The sequence below is a fragment of the Streptomyces sp. NPDC001401 genome (assembly GCF_042895385.1).
Classification (GTDB): domain Bacteria; phylum Actinomycetota; class Actinomycetes; order Streptomycetales; family Streptomycetaceae; genus Streptomyces.
Map to the genome: position 1 here is coordinate 412,419 of NZ_JBIAWI010000006.1, position 19,468 is coordinate 431,886.

Below are 19,468 nucleotides of genomic sequence, written 5' to 3' on the forward strand. Positions count from 1 at the left end.
ATGCACAGAAGCCGCGTATACGCCGTACTGATCGACACACCCGAAGCCGAGGCCGCCCGGGCAGCGGACTTCTGGTCGGCAGCTCTCGGTGTGACTGCCCAACCGTTTCCACCGGCACCGCAGTTCACCACGCTCCACCAGGCCCTGCCAGGCCTGATCACCGCAGTCCAGGCGGTCGACAACGCACCCCGTATCCACCTCGACATCGAGACCGACAACGTCGAATCGGAAACCGCGCGCCTGATCGCCCTGGGCGCCGAGCAGATTTCACCGTGGCAGGAGTGCTGCGTGCTACGAGTGCCTGGCGGTCATCTGCTGTGCGTACTACCTGTGGAGAGCGACCCCGACACGTTCCGGGCACAGGCCCACGTCTGGCCATGACGAATACTCGAGCGGTCCCGGGCGGCCCGCCCGTTACCCCCAGGTTGGCCGAGATCGTCGAGGGGATCGTGGTTCAGGGGGCGGGGACGAGGGGCGGCTCTCCCCAGCCGGCCGCAAGGGCCTGCTTGAGCGCCGTCGAGCGCGTCGACGGCCGGCCCAGCCGCTGAGGTGGCCTTGCCCGAGCTGCGGGAGGGCTGCCTGATGGCCAACGGCAAGGGCAGGCGCCGCCGTTTCGGCGCGATCAGACGGCTCCCGTCCGGCCGCTACCAGGCGCGCTGTCCGGGGCCGGACGGCGTCATGCGCCCCGCCCCGGAGACCATCGCCACCACAGCAGACGCTGACGAACGTCTCCGCACGACCGGCGCCAAGACCACGACCGCCAAGGCGTACCGACTCCTGAAAGGCATCATGGAGACGGTCGTGGACGACGACCTGATCAAGCGCATCCCATGCCGGATCAAGGGCACCGGAAAGGAGAAGGCGGCCGAACCCCGCATTGCCACCGTGGCCCAGGTCGACGCCCTCGCAGACCAGCTCGGCCCCCGCCGGCGCCTCATGGTCTACCTCGGCGCCTATGGTCCTCTCCGCCCCGAGGAACTCGCGGGCCTCCGCCGCCGGGACATCAACGTCGACCACCTGAAGATCACGGTTCGTCTCGCGGAGCCGGAGCGCACCAATGGCCGACGTGCCCCCGGCGACACCAAGTCCGAGGCCGGTACCCGGACCGTCTACCTGCCGGAGTTCCTCCGCCCGGAGCTGCGTATCCACATGGAGCTGTTCGCGGGCAAGGGACCTGACGGGCTGGTCTACGACCTTCGCCACACCGGACACACGCAGAGCCAGAAGACCTTCCACCACCCCCAGGTTGGAACCCTCACCCTCAGCGGCCAGAGCATGCAGCTGGAGGAGACCCCTGGCCAACGCCTCGGCGTCTACACCGCCGAACCCGGCACCCCCGACCACGACGCCATGCTCCTGCTCGACATGACCGCACCTCAGCCCGCCGGGCAGCCCGATACGCAGGTCGAACAGGAACGACGCACACAGTCCTGACAGCACCCCCCCCGCGAAGCGCTCTCCCGTTTCACGGGAGAGCGCTTCGCGGGTTCAGGTAGAAGAGGACGTGCTCTCGTCTTCGGACGACGTCGGTTCGTGAGGCGTCGGCTGGGCGCCGAGCATGTCCAGGAGGACGAGGGCGTCGTAGTCGGCGGTGCCCGGCTCGGCGTAGTACGTGATGAGCCGGTGGCCGGGGGTGCCTTCCAGTTCCATGGTCTGGTAGCCGACAGTGAGGTCGCCGACCTCCGGGTGGTGGAAGGTCTTACGGCCGTAGGAGTTGCCCTTGATGTCGTAGCGCTCCCACAGGCGGGCGAACTCCGGGCTCTTCAAAAGGAGTTCACCGGCAAGCCGCGTCAGGTCGGGAGCGTCCGGGTCGGTGCCTGCGAGCGCGCGCAGGAGGGCGACACAGCCGCGGACCTGGGTGGCCCAGTCGTGGAAGAGGTCGCGGGCGGCAGGGTGCAGGAAGACGTAGCGGGCGATGTTGCGCTGCCTGACCGGCCACTCCTCGATTCCGGCCAGCAGCCTCAGCCCGCCGGGGTTGGCCGCGAGCAGGTCCATGCTGCGGCTGACCACGTGCGCGGGGTTCGGCCGCAGCGTCTCCAGCAGCACCTTCACGCCCGGCCTTATGGTCCGGCTGGGCGGCGCCGGGGGTTCCGGCGCGGTGCGGGCGGCGAGGACGGCGAGGTTGCGCAGGTGCTCGTGTTCGTCCTCCTCCAGGCGCAGGGCACGGGCCAGGGCGTCGACGACGGCGGGACTGGGGCGGGTTTCCTTGCCGCGCTCCAGGCGGTTGTAGTAGTCGATGCTGATGCCGGCGAGGGTGGCCACTTCCTCACGGCGCAGCCCGGGGGTGCGGCGCAGTCCCGGGCCGACCGTGAGACCGGCCTCGGCGGGGGTGATCCGGACCCGGCGGGCGCGCAGGAAGCTGCCCAGCTCGGTGCCCCCGCTGGCGGGCTGCTCACGTGTCATGCCTTCGAGTGTGCGGGCGCAGGTGACCTGCCGGTAGGCGCGTGGGGGGCCCTGTCATGCCCCTGAACGCGGTTCCCTGGCACAGCGCGGTCTGGCACGTGACGCGTGCGCGAGGGAGCGTTGCGGGTGTCGGGAACCCAGCCCTGACCGTCTTGTACACCGGATGGCCGAGCGCCATGAGCGCGAACGTGCGGCCCGAGGACATCGTGGAGGACGAAGCCGCAGCCAGGCAGCCCTCCCGCGCCCTACGCCCACCCCGCCACCGACGAGGAAGAGCACCGCAATCGCCCACAGGAAGCAGGCAGAGCTCATGCGCACGACGACACTCGGCACCAACGGCCCGGAGACCGGAGTACTCGGCCTGGGCTGCATGGGAATGTCGTTCGGTTACGACATGGCGACCCCGCGGGACGAGGAGACGTCCGTCTCCGTGATTCACCAGGCGATCGACCTCGGCATGACCCTGATCGACACCGCCGACATCTACGGGCCGTACACCAACGAGGAGTTGGTCGGCCGGGCGCTGGCCGGCGGCTACCGTGAGCGGGCGGTCCTTGCCACCAAGGTCGGTGTGACGGCCCGCGACAACGCCACGGACATCGCCCTCCAGGGTCCCGTACCGAACGGCCGCCCCGAGCACATCCGCAAGTCCATCGACGAGAGCCTGCGCCGTCTGGGCACCGACCACGTCGATCTGTACCAGCTGCACCGGGTCGACCCCGAGGTGCCCATCGAGGAGTCCTGGGGCGCCCTGGCGGAGACGGTGGCCGCGGGCAAGGCCCGGTACATCGGTCTGTCCGAGGCGACGGTGGACCACATCAAGCGCGCCCAGGCCGTGCACCCGGTGACCTCCGTGCAGTCGGAGCTGTCGCTGTGGACGCGGGAGTGGATGGACGAGGTGCTGCCGTACTGCCGGGAGCAGGGCATCGCCTTCCTGCCGTACTCGCCGCTGGGAAGGGGCTTCCTCACCGGCCGGTTCGCCTCATTCGACGCCTTGCCGGACGACGACTTCCGGCGTTCACTGCCGCGCTTCCAGCAGGATGCGCTGCGCGTCAACTTCGCCCTGGTCGGCAAGGTGCGGGACATCGCCGAGCGCATCGGCGTGACTCCGGCGCAGGTGGCGCTTGCCTGGGTGATGGCTCAGGGCGAGCACGTCGTCCCCATCCCCGGTACCAAGACCCCGAAGTACTTGGCGGACAACGCCGGGGCGGCGGACGTCGAGCTGAGCGCGGCCGACCTGGCCGAACTGGACGCCCTGCCCGACCCGCAGGGCGGCCGTTACTGACGGTCCGTCACCTTCGTACTGAGCCATTCAGCCGGGGACACCTGCATGCGAGCAACACTGATATACGGGGCAGGAGACGTCCGTGTCGAGGATGTCCCGGACTCGACGATCCAGCAGCCCCGCGACGCGATCGTGAGCGTGCTATGCGCCTGCGTCTTCGGCAGCGACACGTGGCGCTACAGGTCCGTGCCCGCGACAGAACACGGGCGGCGGATGGGGCACAAGTTCCTTGACGTGGTCGAGGAGACCTGCGCGGCCGTGTCCGGACTCAGGCGCGGTGACCTGGTCGTGGTGCCGTTCGTCTGGGCCGAGACCACCTGCGACTTCTGCCGCGAGGGTCTGCACACGTCCTGCCGGCATGGCGGCTCGTGCGCGAGGAACGGCATCGACCGCGCTGAGGGTGAGGCCGTGCGCGTTCCTAAGGCGCAGGGCACGCTGTGCCGGTAGGACGCAGAAAGGGGAGGGGAAACGCATGATCTCCACACGCATCCTGGATGAGAGAACGCCGAACTGCAGTCGGCCCGCGAATGGTGCAACAGATGTGCAACGGGTCCCGTCCTGTGAGGCTGCCGTACAGGTCAGAAGCGGTCTGTAGGAGTGAAGTGACGTTCCCGGCAGGACAGTTCGTTTGTGCCGGTGACGGCCTGGGGCTGAGCTGCACGTCTGCTGACCCCCTCACCGTGCGGGGCCGTCCGGCCCCGCAGGGGCGGCCGCGCGTACGTCACGCGGGCTCGCGCCGAGTTCACGGCGGCAGGCCTTGTTGAAGGCCTGGAGATCGGCGATGCCCACGGCCGCGGCGACGGCGGTGATGGACAGGGTGGAGGACAGCAGGAGGTGGCGGGCGCGTTGAAGGCGTCGGTGCCGGATGTACGACACGACCGTGAGGCCGGTTTCGGCACGGAACACGCGCGTCAGGTGTGTGTGGGAGATTCCGACGGCGCGTGCGACGTCCGGTACGGACAACGGGCCGGCCAGGTGTTCCTCGACGTAGGCCTGTGCGGCGGCCACGAAGGGGTGGCGGCGCCCGGCTCCATCGCCCCTCGGCAGCTCGGCGATGCGCCACAGAGCGGTCCAGACCTCGGCCGTGGCGCGCGGGGGAGAAGTCGGCATGGCCGTCACGGCGTGCCGGAGCAGATCGGCCAGGCGTGTGCTCTCGGCCGCGGCGTCCTGCATCACCGGCAGCACCCGCGCGGTTCCGCCGTCGTGCAGCCGTAGATGGACGTAGAAATGTTCCGACCTGCCCCGGTAGTGAAAGTGCACCTCCGTGTTCGGCGGCACCAGGCTGACGTGGCCGGGGCGTATGGGGTGGACCGACTGCCCGAGGGACAGCGCACCCTCGTAGTTGTAGAGGTGCAACTGCCACAGGTCGGGCAGCCGGAAGACGTCGTGGGCGGCGGAGACGCCGTGCACCCCGATGCCTGCATTGACCACGGTGGGCGCCTCGTCGAGCCGTACTGTTGCGTGTTTCACGAGGACGGAAAATTACCAGCACTGGACGAATTCAGCCCACGACCGATCCGTACTGGGCACGTACGTTCGTCGCATGTCAACCAGCAAGCAACTCCTGACATCGGTTCAGGTGGCGCGCTTCGTCGCGCAGGGATTCCTGCGCCTGGACGGGGTGGTGCCGCAGGAGATCAATGAACGGGCCGTCGCGGCCTTGACCGAGGGCCTGCCGGAAGTGTCCTACGGCACTCCGCTGGGCGGGGCGTTCGCGCCGGACACCTTCGTGCACGAGCTGCTCGCCCTGCCGGTCGTCGCAGGCGCCGTCGAGAGCCTGGTCGGCCCCGAGCCGACCGTCGACCATCATGCGGTTCATGTGCGCGAGCCGCACGAGGGACAGGCGCAGCCGCTCCACGGAGACGCGATCATCGACGTGCGGCCGGATGCGTTCGACGTCCAGCTCATGTACTACCCGCACGAGGTGACCGCCGAGATGGGCGGCACTCTGAGTGTGCCCGGAAGCCATCTGCGCAGGATCAACGAGACGGACGTCGGCCGCGTCCAGAACCTCAGGGGGCAGACCCGTCTGACCTGCCCGGCAGGCACGGTCGTTCTCGTGCACCACGGCATCTGGCACAGTGGCCGCCGCAACGACACCGCGGGCCGTCGCTACATGTACAAAATCCGCCTCAACCCGACCGTGCCGCAGGTGCGGCTGTGGGACGTCACCGACCTGCACGACCCCGCGGTGACCGCGGAACTCAACACGTACTTCCCCTGGTACGAGCAGGCCACGGCCCGACTGGAGATCTACAACCGGGTCCTGCTGTGGCGGGCCCTGACCGGTGACGACTCGTTCGATGTCGAGTACTGGGTCACGCGCGTCAGCAACCGCCCTGCCCTGAGGAGTCACGCATGAGGCAGCAGGTTCTGGTCCTCTATCTCGCGACGTCGACGCTGGATTCCGACGTCGTGGGCTGGTCCCGGTACGACGGGACCGGCCGGACCCGTCCGACGACAGGTGACAGCGACGAGCCGCCCTATCCCACAGGGCTTGCCGCGCTGCTCGACGGGTGGCGCCTGTTCCAGGCCTCCCAACTGCTGCCGCCCCAGTCCGGTCACGAGTACGACGTCTCCTTCCTCAAGCACGAGTTCTTCTTCGAGAAGGTGGAGGACAGCTCTCGCCCTTGACCCGGAGCTGGAACGGCTGCTCCTGGCCGGTGGGGTTCTGCGCCGTGGTGAAGTCGGCGGGGACGTCGAGCGAGGTTGAGGTGGTGGACCCAGGTGTCGGGGACCTGGCGGTTGAACCGGGCGAGGGCGCCGGTGATGACGCCCCTCGTTCGTCGATCTGAGCCTGGGTCGTGCAGTCGTGGTCCGCGAGGGAGTCCGGTTCGAGGAGGGACGGCGGCCGGGCGGTTGGCGATCCCGACGGCGAACCGCGTGATCCGGGTCGCCTGGGCGGACGGCGAGGCGGCTCCGCCCCTGGAGCGCCCGCCGGACTTCGGCAGAGCGCGCGAGACGACCGGCCACCTGGTCTCGCGCGGCCGGATTCACGTGGCCGCGATCTGCGCGTGTCCGGGCACCGAGGTTGTTCGCCCGGGGGGATGCCGATACGGGCGTCCCCCAGCGCGAGAGGCGCGCCGAATCGTCTGATGGCCCGGATCGAGTCGGACCGGACGCGGATGACGAGTTGCCGCTGCCCGGCCCACATGCTCACGGAGCCGGCGGTGCTGGACCCGATGCGGCTGACATCTCAGTCAAGCGATTCGACAAAGCCCTATCCCATCGTCCGCCCTGCCTTTGTGCCGACTGCCCTGAGAAGCCAATCGATGCAGCGCGGTTACATTCGAAGCGCTTCGACAATATGGTGTGCGCCGGGAGTATCGCGTCCGGAGTGCCCAGAGTGATCAGACGCTGGTGGCCATCCGAGGACCTCTCGATCGACGCGTGATCGGTTGCGACCGCCGATGACGTCCGCCGCTCGCAGGTGATCTGTAACGGGAGTACCGGTCAATGGATCGGATCTCGACGCGGCCGGCCCTGCCTCGGGGACGTCCCCGGGGGAGGAGCGGGCTGACGCACTCGGGGAAGGAGACACCAATGAAGGGCATGTATATGACATTCAGGGTTCCGTGGCGGGGATGCGGCAGACGTACGGGGGTGCTCGCCGCGGTGACCGCCCTTTTGGCGGCGCTGTTAACCGCCTTGGGCACCGCCGGGACGGCGCAGGCGGCCGGTGTGGACACGAGCGCGTGGTACGTGCTGGTCAACCGGGACAGTGGCAAGGTGCTGGATGTGGCGGGTGCGAGCACTGCCGACGGGGCGAGTGTGACGCAGTGGCCTCGCACCGACAGTGCCAACCAGCAGTTCCAGTTCGTCGACTCGGGCGGTGGCTACTACCGGTTGAGGGCGCAGCATTCCGGCAAGGTGCTGGACGTCCTCAACTACTCCACGGCTGATCATGCGGACATTGCGCAGTGGAGCGACGCGAACGGTGTCAACCAGCAGTTCCGGCTGGCGGACTCGTCGGATGGTTATGTCCGTCTGCTCAACCGCAACAGTGGCAAGGCCGTCGAGGTGGACAACGCCTCGACCGCGGACGGTGCCAAGGTCGTGCAGTTCACCGACTGGGGCGGGGCCAACCAGCAGTGGCAACTGGTCCGGGCGACGGGAGTGCTGGCCCAGGTGCACACCGCGGGGCGGGTCAAGGACGCCGGAAACACGGTGCAGTACAGCTGGCCCGGCGTGTACTTCGAGGGCCGCGTCAGCGGCACCGGCGTCGGCATTGTGCTCAACGACTCGGCCGCTGACTACGACGTCCAGATCGACGGAGCCACCGTCGCCACGCTCGTCACGCCCGGCAACACCACGCACTGGATCAACGGCCTGTCCAACAGCACGCACACCGTCCGGCTCGTCAAGCGCAACGACACCCCGGGGGACACCAGCACGTTCGGAGGCTTCGTCGCCGCGCCCGGCGGTGCCGTACTGAGCAAACCGGCTGCCCGCAACCGCCAGATCGAGTTCATCGGCGACTCCCTCACGGTGGGCTACGGCAACCTCTCGACGTCGCGCACCTGCACCTGGGACCAGGTCAAGCGGAACACCAACTCCGATGTGAGCTACGGCGCCCTCACCGCCCGCCAACTGAACGCCGACTACCAGATCAACGGCTACTCGGGCCTTGGCATGGTCCGCAACTACAACGGAGGATCCCCGGACGTCACCTACCGGACCTTCTACGACCGTGCCCTGCAGAACGTGCCCGGCGACGTCTGGCAGAACCCGGGCACCTGGCGCCCCCAGGTCGTGGTGACAAACCTCGGCACCAACGACTTCTCGACCGACATCAAACCCGGTGAACCGTGGACGCCCGACAGCCTCGCGGCCGCCTACCGCAGCGCCTACGGCGACTTCATCCAGAAGCTGCGCACGCGTTACGGGGCCGACACGACCATCGTGGCGGTGGGCGCCGGCCAGTACGCCGCCCATGTCCAGCAAGTGGTCAAGGCGCGCAACGACGTCGGCGACAACCGGGTCCGCTACTGGTCCCTCGACGACTCGGGTCTGGACTTCCTCGGCTGCGACTGGCACTACTCGGCCCACGACGACCGACTCATCGCCGACCGGCTCACCTCGTTCATCGCCGGTCTGCCGACAGGCTGGTGACGGCACCGACCGACCAAGAACATCACGACGTTGTGCCTTGCATGCCGCACTCGGGTCCAGGCACAGAACGGGTACGCGGCCCTGCCGAACCAGGCCATACGGCGGATCGGGGACGACGTACCCCGGTCGCCGGCCCTTGTGAGGCCGCGGGCTCCCGCACCGACGTGCAGTGGCGTTGCCGTGTCCTGCCGCGCGGCGGGCGACGGGCTGCGGGCTTGGATCTCAGTGCGGCTCAGGCAAGGGGAGGGTCTGCGCGCACCAGATCGTCTTGCCGTTGGTGGTGTGCCGGGTGCCCCACCCTTGGGTGAGCTGGGCGACGAGCAACAGGCCCCGGCCGCCCTCGTCGAAGGCGCGGGCTCGGCGCAGGTGCGGAGCGGTGCTGCTGGCGTCGGAGACCTCGCAGATCAGGGAGGAATCGCGAATCAGCCGCAGCCTGATCGGCGGCTCGCCGTATCGGATGGCGTTGGTGACCAGCTCGCTGACGACCAGTTCGGTGACGAAGGCCGCCTCCTCCAGGCCCCAGGCGTCCACCTGGTCGACGGCGAACTTCCTGGCGCGCGGCACCTGCGCGGGGTCGGGCTCGACGTTCAAGTCGGCGACATGGTGGCGAGCCAGCGTGCGAGTGCGAGCCAACAGCAGGGCGGCGTCGTCGGTGCGGCGATCGGGGGCCATGGCGTCCATCACCGTGTCGCACAGGGCCTCCAGTGAGGTGGCCGAGTGGTTCAGGACCTGCTGCAGTTCGGCGATCCCCGCATCGACGTCACGCTCGCGGCTTTGCACCAATCCGTCGGTGTAGAGGGCGAGCAGGCTGCCCTCGGGCAGCTCGAGCTCGGTGGCCTCGAACGGCAGCCCGCCGATGCCGAGCGGCGGTCCCGGCTGTGCGGATAGGGGTGCCCTGGTGCCGTCCGGGGAGATGATCAGTGGTAGGGGATGGCCGGCGCTCGCCAGCGTGAACCGTCGGGAGACAGGGTCGTAGACGGTGTACAGGCAGGTGGCCCCGGACTCGCCGGTCGGCTGGAAGTGGTCGGCGGGCTGGAGGTCGCTGGCGAGGTGGAGGACCAGGTCGTCCAGGTGGGTCAGCAGCTCGTCCGGCGGCAGGTCGACGTCGGCGAGGGTGCGGACCGCCGTCCGCAGCCGGCCCATGCCGGCCGAGGCGTGCAGGCCGTGACCGACGACATCGCCGACGACCAGGGCGACGCGGGCGCCGGACAGCGGAATGACGTCGAACCAGTCACCGCCCACTTCCGCACCGGTCCCGCCGGGCAGGTAGCGGGATGACACCTCGACCGCCTCCTGGTTCGGCAGCCCCTGCGGCAGCAGGCTTCGTTGCAGGGTCAGCGCGGTCGTGCGCTCGCGCGAGAACCGGCGGGCGTTGTCGATGGCGACGGCTGCCTTGGCGGTCAGCTCCTCGGCGAGGATCAGGTCGTCGGCGGTGAAGGCCTCGGGTCGGTCGAGGCGGGAGAAGGCGACGACCCCGAGCAGCGCGCCGCGTGCCCGGAGCGGCACGGTGATCCGGCCGGTCAGCCCGTCCGCGGTGATGGAACCGTCGATCAAGGGGTTGCCCGGTGGCCAGTGGGCCGGGTCGGCGGCGAGCCCGGGTCCGAAGGCCCATTCGCCGCCCTCGCCGGGCTCAGCGGCGAGCTCAACCGTGGACCTGCCGGTGGCCATGCAGCGGGCGGCGACGGAGCCGGGAGTATGGCTGACCGGCATCGTGGGCCCGGGAGCCGGGTCGGTGTCCTCCTTCGCGCTGTGCTGGGCGGCACGGCTGAGCGCGATGGTCTCGCCGGGGGCGAACTCGGACACGGAGGGCGGCTCCTCTCCGCGCAGCACCTCGTCGAAGAGATCCACGGTGACGAGGTCGGTGAATGACGGCACCGCGGTCGTGGCCAGTTCCTGGGCGGTGCCGATCACGTCGAGCGTCCGGCCGATGCCGGCGCTGGCCTTGTTGAGGATGAGCAGGCGCTGCCGGGCCCAGTACTCGGCGCTCATGTCGAATCCCCAGTTGGCGACCGCGCGGACCCTGCCCTCGGCATCTCGGACGGGCCAGATGCTGGTGGCCCAGGCGTTGGCGTAGTTGCTGCCGAGCGGGCGGAAGACGGTGATGAGACGCGCGGGCTTGCCCGTCCTCGCCACTTCGGCGAGCTGGTCGGTGTAGGGCTTGTCGTCCCGTTCGGGAAACAGCTCGCGGTCGAATTCGGGAAACAGCTCGCGGTACTTCTTACCGAGCACCTGCTCCTCGGAGTGTGCGATCACCCGGCCCGAGGAGGCGTTGATCCACAGGAACCGCAGATCAGGGTCGTAGACCCCCAGAGCGAAGGGGCACTGCTCGAAGGCCCGGTCGGCGATCACCGGGCGCCGCCCCCAGCGCTGGACGGTCATCGCGTGCCCCAGCGCCCGCCCGTCGGGGCCGAACAACGGGTGAGTCGTCACCACGGCGTCCACCGTGGAACCGTCACGATGGCGCAGGGCGATGAACCCCGTGGGGTCGGGGCCGGAGCCGTAGCCCTCGGGGAAGCCGGGTGGCGGGGGATCGACCAGCAGGTCGGTCACGGGGCGGCCGACGGTGTCCTGCGCCGTCCAGCCCAGCAGTAGTCGGCCCCCCTCGCTCCAGCCGCTCACCTTGCCGTCCGGGTCCACCACGGCAACGGCGGTGGGCGCGTCCTGCTTGTCGGCCATCTCCACGCGCCACGCCTCCGTCCGGACAGCCTTGCCCGTCAGGGCTGGGTTCCAGCGGCTGCTTCCAGCCTAGATCGACCGCCGCTCCACGGCGCTCCGGCCGGTGCGTTCGGGGGTGCCAGGTATCGAAGCGACTTGGGCGGGGACCTTCGCGCCGCCGCTCGGCAGCAGCCGCAGCGCGTCCGCCGAAGTGGGCGCGGCTCCGTGCCCTGCCTCACGGGGCACTGGTCGGGGTCGGCGGTCAAGACACCGCAGCCGACGGACACCGCCGGGTGTCCTGGTGCGCCATGAAGGGTTGACGCAATGACGCCGAACGCCGCCTCCACCTCCTCAGGACCCAGCCGGAGAAGCTTCCTCGCCTCTGCTGCGGTCGCCACCGCAGCAGAGGCCGGTGGGATGCCGCTGCTCACCGCCTGCGGCGGTTCGGACAGCAGGTCGCGAGAGGGTGCCACGTCGGGCAAGGCCGCCGACAAGCTGATCCCCACATACATCGCCAGCACGGTCGCCAAGCCGGATCTTCCGTCGAAGAACGGATCGTCGGCCGGCTACACCAGCAAGGTCGACCTCGCGGCTCTCGAAACCTCGATCCCGAACAAGCGCGGTACCGGCGCACCCTTGAAGATCATGTCCCCACTCTGGGGCACCCCGCCGAAGGGCGGGTGCGCGTACTACAAGGCGGTCGACGCGGATGCGGGCACCAACGTCACCTGGCTCGCGGTACGCGGCGAGGAAGTCCGGAAAGCCGATGCATGGGCCTGTTCGGCGGTCTTCACGTACCAGGCGGAGGAGTCGCCGTGGACATCAAGCCGATCCTCCAGTGGCTCGCCTACAACAAGCGCTGGATGGCCGGCAGCGAGACCACCGGTGACGTGCAGTTCGGCTACGAGATCACCTCGTCGTCCGGCGGACTCAACTTCAACACCAACAACCTGACCGTCAGCGGCGGCTGACCCGGCCGTGGGCCCCGCACCAGCGGTGCGGGGCCCACATGGTCAGCAGGTCGAATTGGTCTGGGTGAGGAGGGCGAGCCGCCAGGGGAGGAGGTTGTAGTCGCCGCCCGCGTTGGGGTTCATGCCCTGGTAGAGGTAGTGGAGCCGGCACGAGGGGATGGTGAGCGTCTGGTCGTAGCCGGCCCGGATCATCTCGCCGTGGCTGATGTCCCTGGTCCAGGCCCCGGACGGGAAGGTGACGTTGTTGGCCCGGGCGAACGGGTTGCTCTCGGACGCGGCCAGGGGTGCCCAGGAGCCGGCGAGGCTGCCCGAGGTCCAGGAGCGGAAGTAGCGTCGGCCGTCCGAGCCGATGGCCTCGACGATGAGCAGATACTGGTTGCTGCCCTGCACCTTGTACACGTTGCTCGCTTCGAACAGGGCGTACTTGTTGGAGTCCTGGGCCGCGATGACGGTGTTGGTGAAGCCGTTCGGGAACTGGCCGACGGTCGTCTGCGAGCGGTACAGGTGGCCGTTGTCGTCGGAGGAGAACAGGTAGCAGTTGGCGCTGTCGCAGATCACCCACATGTCGACCCAGTAGCCGTTGCCGATGTTCTGCTTGATGATGTCGGGCATCGACGAGTAGAAGTTGCGGGGCGCGCTCCAGCCGTTCGGGTTGCTGATGTCGGCGTTGGTGGAGTACGAGGCGTTGCCGGTCTGGTACACGAGGTACCACAGGCGCTGCGGCGCGTAGTAGAAGACCTGGGGCGCGGCCCGGTAGCCGGTGCCGATGGCGGTGCGGTCCAGATAGTGGTGCGTGGCCGAGCCTGCCTGCGACCAGTCACTGAAGTTCAGGTACACCAGGCTGTATCCGGAGGAGCTGGCGACGCTGGCGAACACGTGGTACTTGCCGTTGTAGTAGACGACCGTCGGGTCCTTGATCCCGGCGATGTTGTGGGTGGCGTCCGGCTTCGGCGCGATCAACGGGCCGCTGGAACTCCAGGAGAAGCGGGAGGGCAGAGCGCCGGCGGACCGGGGCGACAGGGCGGCTGCCTTCTGTGTCGTGGCCGTGCCGCCCAGCGCCGACAGCACCGCCTGGTAAGCCGGTTTCTTGTTGCCGTTGCGGTCGAACAGCAGCGGGTTCTCCCCGCTGCGCCAGGAGTCGCTGTCGCGGATGCCCCAGACGGTGACGCCGTTGCAGCGCGGCACGTTCATGCAGGCCTTCACCGTGTTCGCGTACGCCGTCGGCGGCGCCTGGGCGATGTCCAGCTCGGTGATCTGTACGTCCACGCCGAGGGCGGCGAAGTTCGACAGCGTGCTCTGGAAGCTCGCGGGCGGGCCGCCGGTGCCGAAGTGGGACTGGAAGCCGACGCAGTCGATGGGCACGCCGCGCGCCTTGAAGTCGCGCACCATGCGGTAGACGCCCTGGGTCTTGGCGTCGCTCCAGTTCTCGATGTTGTAGTCGTTGTAGCAGAGCTTGGCCGCCGGGTCTGTGGCCCGTGCGGTGCGGAAGGCCTGCTCGATGAAGCCATCGCCCAGCAGGTTCTGGAACACCGAACTGCGGTGCTGTCCGCTGCCGCCGTCGGCGAACGCCTCGTTGACCACGTCCCAGGCGTAGATCTTGCCCTTGTAGTGGTTCATCACGCTGGTGATGTGGTTGTTCATCACGCTGCGCAGGGTGTTCGCGTCCCTGATGGAGCTGACCCAGCCGGGCAGTTGGGAGTGCCAGACCAGAGTGTGGCCGCGCATGCGCTGCCCGTGTGCCGTCGCGTGGTTCACGATCTGGTCGGCGGGGCCGAAGTTGAACGAGCCGCGGGAGGGCTCGGTCGTGTCCCACTTCATCTCGTTCTCGGGCGTGACCGAGTTGAACTCGCGATCCAGGATGGCGGCGTATGCGCCGTCGCCGAGCCGTCCGGCGGCCACGGCGGTTCCGAAGTACCGTCCGGACTGGGCCGCTTGGGCGCCCAGTGTGGAGGCCTTGACGGCGCCGGGTGCGCCGGTCGCGGTCCCGGGTGTCACCAGGGCGGCCGCGGCCAGGAGGGCCAACAGCGAAGCTCGGCGACGGCCGAGTTGTTTCAGCGGGTTCATGGTTCTCCTCGTACGGTCGGGTGGGGGTTGGGGGTGGAAGAGGGAACTGGCGGGCCGCGTATTGATGAGGGCATGACACATCCATGGGTGGTGGCGTCCAGTCCGAAGCGACTCGATCGATCCAGGTTTGTTCGTAATATCGAACATAGGACGGCTTGTCGAGCATCCTGGATGATAGAAGGTCGACGGATCCCGTCAATCCCTCTCGCACTATTCGCCTCTTGCATCGAAACATTCGAAGCCGGGTGGAGGCGTGATGCTGCAGGTCGGCTGTCCGGAAATCGCAGATCGATTCCGAACGTCGGAGGGTGTTGGCGCATTCGGAGACCCCTCCAGCGTTCGTAACCCTCAGACTTTCCGAATGGCATCCGAAATTTCGGATTGAAGTCCCTCTTGCGTTCTGCGCCGAGGCCGGCTTCTACAGGGGTGCAACAATGGCCGCGCCAGCAGGCGAGGGGAGGGGGAAAGGCGACCGTGCCGGACAACCGAGCGGGCACACCTTCGGCGGGAGAACACGGTCGACGCGGCGAGGGCCCCCATCGGTGACGATCGCGTACATCGCCGAATCCGCGGGCGTCTCCGTGCCCACCGTGTCGAAGGTGCTCAACGGCCGGTCGGGGGTGTCGGACGAGACCCGGCCCGCGTCGAGCAGCTCATCCATCAGCACGGTTACCGCAAGCCTCCGAAGAGCCGCAGCAATCTCGTGGAGCTCGTGTTCCGCGAACTGGAGAGCATGTGGGCCGTGGAGATCATCCGCGGTGTCGAGCGCGTGGCCCGCAGGAACCGGATCGGTGTGCTGGTGTCGGAGTTCGGACTCCATGACACCTCGGGCATGACCATCGACGACACGGTCGGTCGGCGGCCCCAATGCGTCCTGTCGGTGGCACAGCTCTCCGAGGCGGAGCGCGAACAGCTGACGGCGAAGGGCATCCCGTTCGTCGTCTTCGCCCCGATCGACGAACTGCCCGACCATGTGCCGTTCGCGGGAGCCACGAACTGGAGAGGCGGGCAGGCGGCGACCCGGCATCTGATCGGACTGGGACACCGGCGCATCGCCATGATCAGCGGGCCGGATCATCCCTTCTGCCTCGCCCGGCTGTCCGGCTACTCGTCCGCCCTCGCGGAAGCGGGCCTGCCGATGGAACCCGACCTGATCGTGAAGACCCGGCTCACCCGCGAGCACGGGTACGCCGCCGCGCGGGGGCTGCTGTCCCGCCCCGATCGCCCCACCGCCGTGTTCACCGCCAACGACATGCAGGCGCTCGGTGTCTACCAGGCCGCGCGCGAGCTGGGCCTGCGCATCCCGCACGATCTCAGCGTGGTGGGTTTCGACGACGTGCCGGCCGTGGCCTGGATGGATCCGCCCTTGACCACGGTCCATCAGCCGCTGGCCGAGATGGCGACGGCCGCCACCGAACGGGCCCTGGCACTCGGCCGCGGCGAGGAAGTGCCGCAGGTGGGACTGGAGATCGCGACCACCCTCACCGTCCGGGAGAGCACGGCTCCGCCCAAGCAGGAGTGACGCGACCGCGCGCGAAAAGGGCGGTGCCCTGGTTGCCGGAGGGGCAACCAGGGCGAGGGGGCCGGTCGTTCAGGATGTCGTGCCGGTGACCGAGCCTCCGGATTTGGTGACGTGGTAGGTGACGGTGGCGCCGCTGTGGAAGTGGAAGGTCAGCGTGACCGGTTCGCCGTCGTGCAGCGCGTTCAGGAAGTCGGGGGTCAGAATGATCGTGCCGCCCGGGTAGTCCGGTGAGAAGGCCGCGTTGAACTCCTGGTACGGAGTCCAGCCGGCCTGACCGGCGTTGCTGCCGTCGGCGTACTTGGCCTCCATGGTCGCCAGTCCGTCACCCCGGTATTGGGTGGGAATGGTGAACGAGCCGGTCGTACCCGTGGCGTTCGACAGCACCGGAGTGTCGAACGTGGTCACGTCGATCGTCCAGGGCAGCCCGCTGGAGAACCGGGCCTGGAGCGTCGCGTTGACCCCGTACTGGCGATCGCCGGTCAGCCGGGTCAGTGCACGCGCCGTGAGGGTGAGCTGGTTGTCGGTGACGGTGTAGTCCAGTCCCGGGGCAAGCGGGGTGCTGCCCTGCCACAGGCCGCGGAACTTGGTGCCGTTGGGGTTCAGAGTGAGTGTCTTGGCCGTGATCGGGCTGGACTTGGGCACGAAGACCTTGTCGAAGGAGGCGGTTCCCGAGCGGGTGGTCCAGCTCGACTTGATCCAGGCGTAAAGGGCGGGGTCGGTCCACTTCAGCGTCTCGCGGTTCAGGTAGGCGAAGGTTCCCGGGTCCCACAGGGCGGTGGTGACACCGGCGACGCGCGCCGCGTAGCCGACGTGCTCGAAGTACTTCAGCGCCTCACCGCGCTCCACACGGTCGGGATGGTTGTGGTCCGGATAGGCGAGCAGGCCGTACTCGCCGAGGTAGACCGGGATGTTCTTGGCGACGAACGTGTCGTGCATCCGGGCGAAGGCCTCGTTCAGGTCCTTCTGGGCGGCGGCGTCGTACAAGGTGCCGCCCGCGATGTTCACGCTGAACGGGTACCAGCTGTAGTAGTGCACGGTGGCGACCAGATTGCTGTCGTGCAGCGCGCCGATCGTGGCGGACAGGGCGTCCATGAAGTTCTGGGAGGGCGTGCAGCCCACCGTCGGAAGGACGAGCAGGCGGTTCGCGTTCCCGCCGCCCGAGGAGCGGACGACCTTGTGGAAGGAGGTGTTCAGCTCGTTCAGGAGCTGGGCCTTCTGCGCGTCCGTGGAATTGTCGAAGGCCGGCTCGTTGACACTCTCGAAGAGCAGGGTGCGCGGCTCGTCGCGGAACGCCGAGGCGATCTGGGTCCAGCTGGCGTTGAAGCGGGCGAGTACGTTGTCGTGGTCGGTGGGCATCTTCGAGATCCACTGCCACGAGTCGTGGTGGACGTTGAGCACGACGTACAGGCCGTCCGCCTGCGCCCAGTCGACCACCTGCTTGACGCGGCTCATGAAGGTGGCGTCGATGGTGTAGGGGGCAGTGGCGGACTGGTGGTCGGTCCAGGACACCGGGATGCGGACGCTGCGGAAGCCCTGCGCGCGGATGGTGTCGAACAGGTCCTTGGTGACCTTCGGGTTGCCCCAGGACGTCTCGTCCGGGATCGCGTCCAGGGTGTTGCCCAGGTTCCAGCTGGGCTGCATCGCGGCGACGGCGTCCATGGCCCGGGCCGGAACCTTGACCGTCGACGGTGCCGGTTTCGCCGTGTTGTCGGGCGCGGCGATCGAGGTGCCGGTGCCGGCGGACAGTCCCAGGATGACGAGCAGCGCCGTCAGCAGGCCGGCCAGACGTCCGGGGCCGCGGCGGCGGTGGCGGGCGGGTTGCCGTATGTCCTTCACATTCTTTCCTTTCGGTCGGTCGTACGGTTGATCCGATCCGGGGCCGGGCAGCGATCAGGCGTCACTGCGCTCGGGTTCAGCCGTCGAGCGGCTCGTAGTCGAACCAGTCGAAGTGGACGGCGCCTGCCGTGGCGTACATGCCGATGACCCGGCCGGTGAAGCCGCCGGCCACCTCCGTCGACAGGTAGCGACCGTCGAGGGTCGCGAGCTCGGTGAACGTTCCGTCCGGGGCTTCGATGCCCAGACGGACGACGTCGGGTCCGGTGCAGGGCCCGTGCGGTGACGGTGCGTCAGTGACGGTGACGGCAAGGACCACAGGGCCGGCGGGCACGGACTCGGCGGCCACGACCGTGCGCAGGGAGCCGATGCGCGCGATCACCCGCACCTCCGTGCCGCACGCCTCGATCGCGTAGTGGTGCCGCTCGTCCAGCCGGACGGCTAGGCCGCCGCGCCCCTGCTCCGCATCGACCAGGGTGCGTGCCCGGCAGGAGAGGTGCTGCTGGCGGCGGCCGGTGAACACCGCGTCGGGCTCGTCCAGGGAGTCGCCCCGCGCGCGGAGTGTCAGCCAACCGGGGCGCTCCTTGGTGGTGCAGAGCTCGGCGGGGCGGTCCCGCACGGAGATCCAGGCCGGCCCGAGTTCGCCGAGCTCGAAGTCGTCGCGCCGTTCCTCGGCGGGGGCGGGGGTGAGCGGCCAGGGGAGCGCGGACAGGTCCAAGGCGACCTCGCCGACGACCGGCCAGCCGTCCTCCCAGGTCACGGGAGCCAGGAAGGTCTCCCGGCCGAGCACATGCCAGCCGGGCGTGCCGCCGCGCGGCCGTACCCCGAGCAGGACCATCCACCACGAGCCGTCGGGGCCCTGGACCAGGTCCGCGTGGCCGGTGTTCTGCACCGGGTGGTCGGTGCCGCGGTGGGTGAGGATCGGGTTGGCCGGATGCGGCTCGAACGGGCCGGTCGGCGTACGGCCGCGGGCGATCGACACGCCGTGGCCGCGCTCGGTGCCGCCCTCGGCGATGAGCAGATACCAGTAGTCGCCGATCCGGTACAGGTGAGGCGCCTCCGGAGCCTTGGCGCCGGGGCCGCCGGACCAGAGCTTGTGCGGTGTGCCGTACGTCTGCCCGGTGGACGGGTCGATACGGACCTGCGACACCCCGGCGACCGTGCACCAGCACGTGCCGTCCTCGTCCCAGGCCAGGTCGGGATCGATACCGGGCACGCCCGGTGCCCAGATCGGATCCGACCACGGTCCGGCCGGATCGGTCGCCGTGACGATCAGGTTGCCGCCGCCCTCGCTGCAGTTGGTGACGATCAGCCAGAAGCGTCCGTCGTGATGGCGCAGGGTGGGGGCGTAGATGCCGCCCGAGGATGCCATGGAGGCCGGCAGACGCAACTGCTCCGGCCGGTCCAGGACGTTGCCGATCTGCCGCCAGTGCACCAGGTCACGGCTGTGGAAGAGGGGTACGCCGGGGAAGTACTCGAAGCTGGAGCAGGCGAGGTAGTAGTCGTCGCCTACCCGGCAGATGCTCGGGTCGGGGTGGAACCCGGGGAGCACGGGGTTGGTGGCGCGGGCGGTCCGGTTCTGAGCGGGCACCCTTGATCGTCCTTTCGTCGGGTGGGCGGCAG

Annotated in this window: 13 protein-coding genes and 3 pseudogenes; 10 read left to right on the plus strand and 6 right to left on the minus strand. The window is 68.9% G+C overall.

Going from position 1 to position 19,468, the window contains the following annotated elements; genetic code table 11:
- On the plus strand, window positions 1-381 hold the full coding sequence (locus tag ACFY10_RS23135) for a VOC family protein (protein ID WP_390667046.1): 381 nt from the start codon (window positions 1-3) through the stop codon (window positions 379-381).
- A gap of 201 nt (window positions 382-582) precedes the next feature.
- Entirely contained in the window at window positions 583-1,434 is an 852-nt protein-coding gene (locus ACFY10_RS23140) for a hypothetical protein (RefSeq protein WP_390667122.1), read from the plus strand.
- Between the two features lie 54 nt (window positions 1,435-1,488).
- Here the strand turns inward: ACFY10_RS23140 and ACFY10_RS23145 are convergent, their stop codons facing one another.
- Window positions 1,489-2,403 (minus strand): helix-turn-helix transcriptional regulator, encoded by a 915-nt coding sequence (locus tag ACFY10_RS23145; RefSeq protein WP_390667047.1) that lies wholly within the window; start codon window positions 2,401-2,403, stop codon window positions 1,489-1,491.
- 310 nt (window positions 2,404-2,713) lie between these two features.
- On the opposite strand from ACFY10_RS23145, the gene ACFY10_RS23150 reads away from it, so the two are divergent.
- Window positions 2,714-3,688, plus strand: coding sequence for an aldo/keto reductase (locus tag ACFY10_RS23150; protein WP_390667048.1), 975 nt, complete (start codon window positions 2,714-2,716; stop codon window positions 3,686-3,688).
- A gap of 45 nt (window positions 3,689-3,733) precedes the next feature.
- Complete coding sequence (locus ACFY10_RS23155) at window positions 3,734-4,135, plus strand: alcohol dehydrogenase catalytic domain-containing protein (protein WP_390667049.1); 402 nt, start codon at window positions 3,734-3,736, stop codon at window positions 4,133-4,135.
- Between the two features lie 228 nt (window positions 4,136-4,363).
- Here ACFY10_RS23155 and ACFY10_RS23160 read toward each other — a convergent pair whose 3' ends face one another.
- The gene (locus tag ACFY10_RS23160; protein ID WP_390667050.1) at window positions 4,364-5,158 is read right to left on the minus strand and encodes a helix-turn-helix domain-containing protein; all 795 of its coding nucleotides are present in this window, start codon (window positions 5,156-5,158) and stop codon (window positions 4,364-4,366) included.
- Between the two features lie 73 nt (window positions 5,159-5,231).
- On the opposite strand from ACFY10_RS23160, the gene ACFY10_RS23165 reads away from it, so the two are divergent.
- The 3 genes from ACFY10_RS23165 (at window position 5,232) to ACFY10_RS23175 (ending at window position 8,800) form a co-directional block, all read left to right on the plus strand.
- On the plus strand, window positions 5,232-6,050 hold the full coding sequence (locus ACFY10_RS23165) for a phytanoyl-CoA dioxygenase family protein (protein WP_390667051.1): 819 nt from the start codon (window positions 5,232-5,234) through the stop codon (window positions 6,048-6,050).
- Window positions 6,047-6,322: a hypothetical protein gene (locus ACFY10_RS23170; RefSeq protein ID WP_390667052.1), complete on the plus strand. Its 276-nt coding sequence runs from the start codon at window positions 6,047-6,049 to the stop codon at window positions 6,320-6,322. The genes ACFY10_RS23165 and ACFY10_RS23170 overlap by 4 nt, the downstream gene beginning before the upstream one ends.
- A 909-nt stretch (window positions 6,323-7,231) precedes the next feature.
- Window positions 7,232-8,800, plus strand: a complete 1,569-nt coding sequence (locus ACFY10_RS23175) for an RICIN domain-containing protein (RefSeq protein WP_390667053.1) — start codon at window positions 7,232-7,234, stop codon at window positions 8,798-8,800.
- A gap of 222 nt (window positions 8,801-9,022) precedes the next feature.
- On the opposite strand, the gene ACFY10_RS23180 is transcribed toward ACFY10_RS23175, so the two are convergent.
- Window positions 9,023-11,476 carry a SpoIIE family protein phosphatase gene (locus ACFY10_RS23180; protein ID WP_390667123.1) on the minus strand — a complete coding sequence of 818 codons (2,454 nt, stop codon included), beginning with the start codon at window positions 11,474-11,476 and terminating at the stop codon, window positions 9,023-9,025.
- A gap of 303 nt (window positions 11,477-11,779) precedes the next feature.
- Between ACFY10_RS23180 and ACFY10_RS23185 the strand changes: the two are divergent.
- Both ACFY10_RS23185 and ACFY10_RS23190 read left to right on the plus strand, forming a co-directional pair.
- Window positions 11,780-12,187 (plus strand): annotated as a pseudogene (locus ACFY10_RS23185) (Tat pathway signal sequence domain protein); the annotation flags it as partial.
- Between the two features lie 83 nt (window positions 12,188-12,270).
- A pseudogene (locus ACFY10_RS23190) lies at window positions 12,271-12,426 on the plus strand (hypothetical protein); the annotation flags it as partial.
- A 42-nt stretch (window positions 12,427-12,468) separates the two neighbouring features.
- Here ACFY10_RS23190 and ACFY10_RS23195 read toward each other — a convergent pair.
- On the minus strand, window positions 12,469-14,490 hold the full coding sequence (locus ACFY10_RS23195) for a non-reducing end alpha-L-arabinofuranosidase family hydrolase (protein WP_390667054.1): 2,022 nt from the start codon (window positions 14,488-14,490) through the stop codon (window positions 12,469-12,471).
- A 542-nt stretch (window positions 14,491-15,032) separates the two neighbouring features.
- Between ACFY10_RS23195 and ACFY10_RS23200 the strand changes: the two are divergent.
- Window positions 15,033-16,012: pseudogene (locus tag ACFY10_RS23200) on the plus strand (LacI family DNA-binding transcriptional regulator).
- 69 nt (window positions 16,013-16,081) lie between these two features.
- Here ACFY10_RS23200 and ACFY10_RS23205 read toward each other — a convergent pair.
- Both ACFY10_RS23205 and ACFY10_RS23210 read right to left on the minus strand, forming a co-directional pair.
- Window positions 16,082-17,848, minus strand: a complete 1,767-nt coding sequence (locus tag ACFY10_RS23205) for a cellulase family glycosylhydrolase (protein ID WP_390667055.1) — start codon at window positions 17,846-17,848, stop codon at window positions 16,082-16,084.
- Window positions 17,849-17,924: 76 nt separating this feature from the next.
- A complete protein-coding gene (locus ACFY10_RS23210; protein ID WP_390667056.1) occupies window positions 17,925-19,436 on the minus strand; it encodes a glycoside hydrolase family 43 protein in 1,512 nt (503 codons plus the stop codon).
- Between the last annotated feature and the right edge of the window lie 32 nt (window positions 19,437-19,468).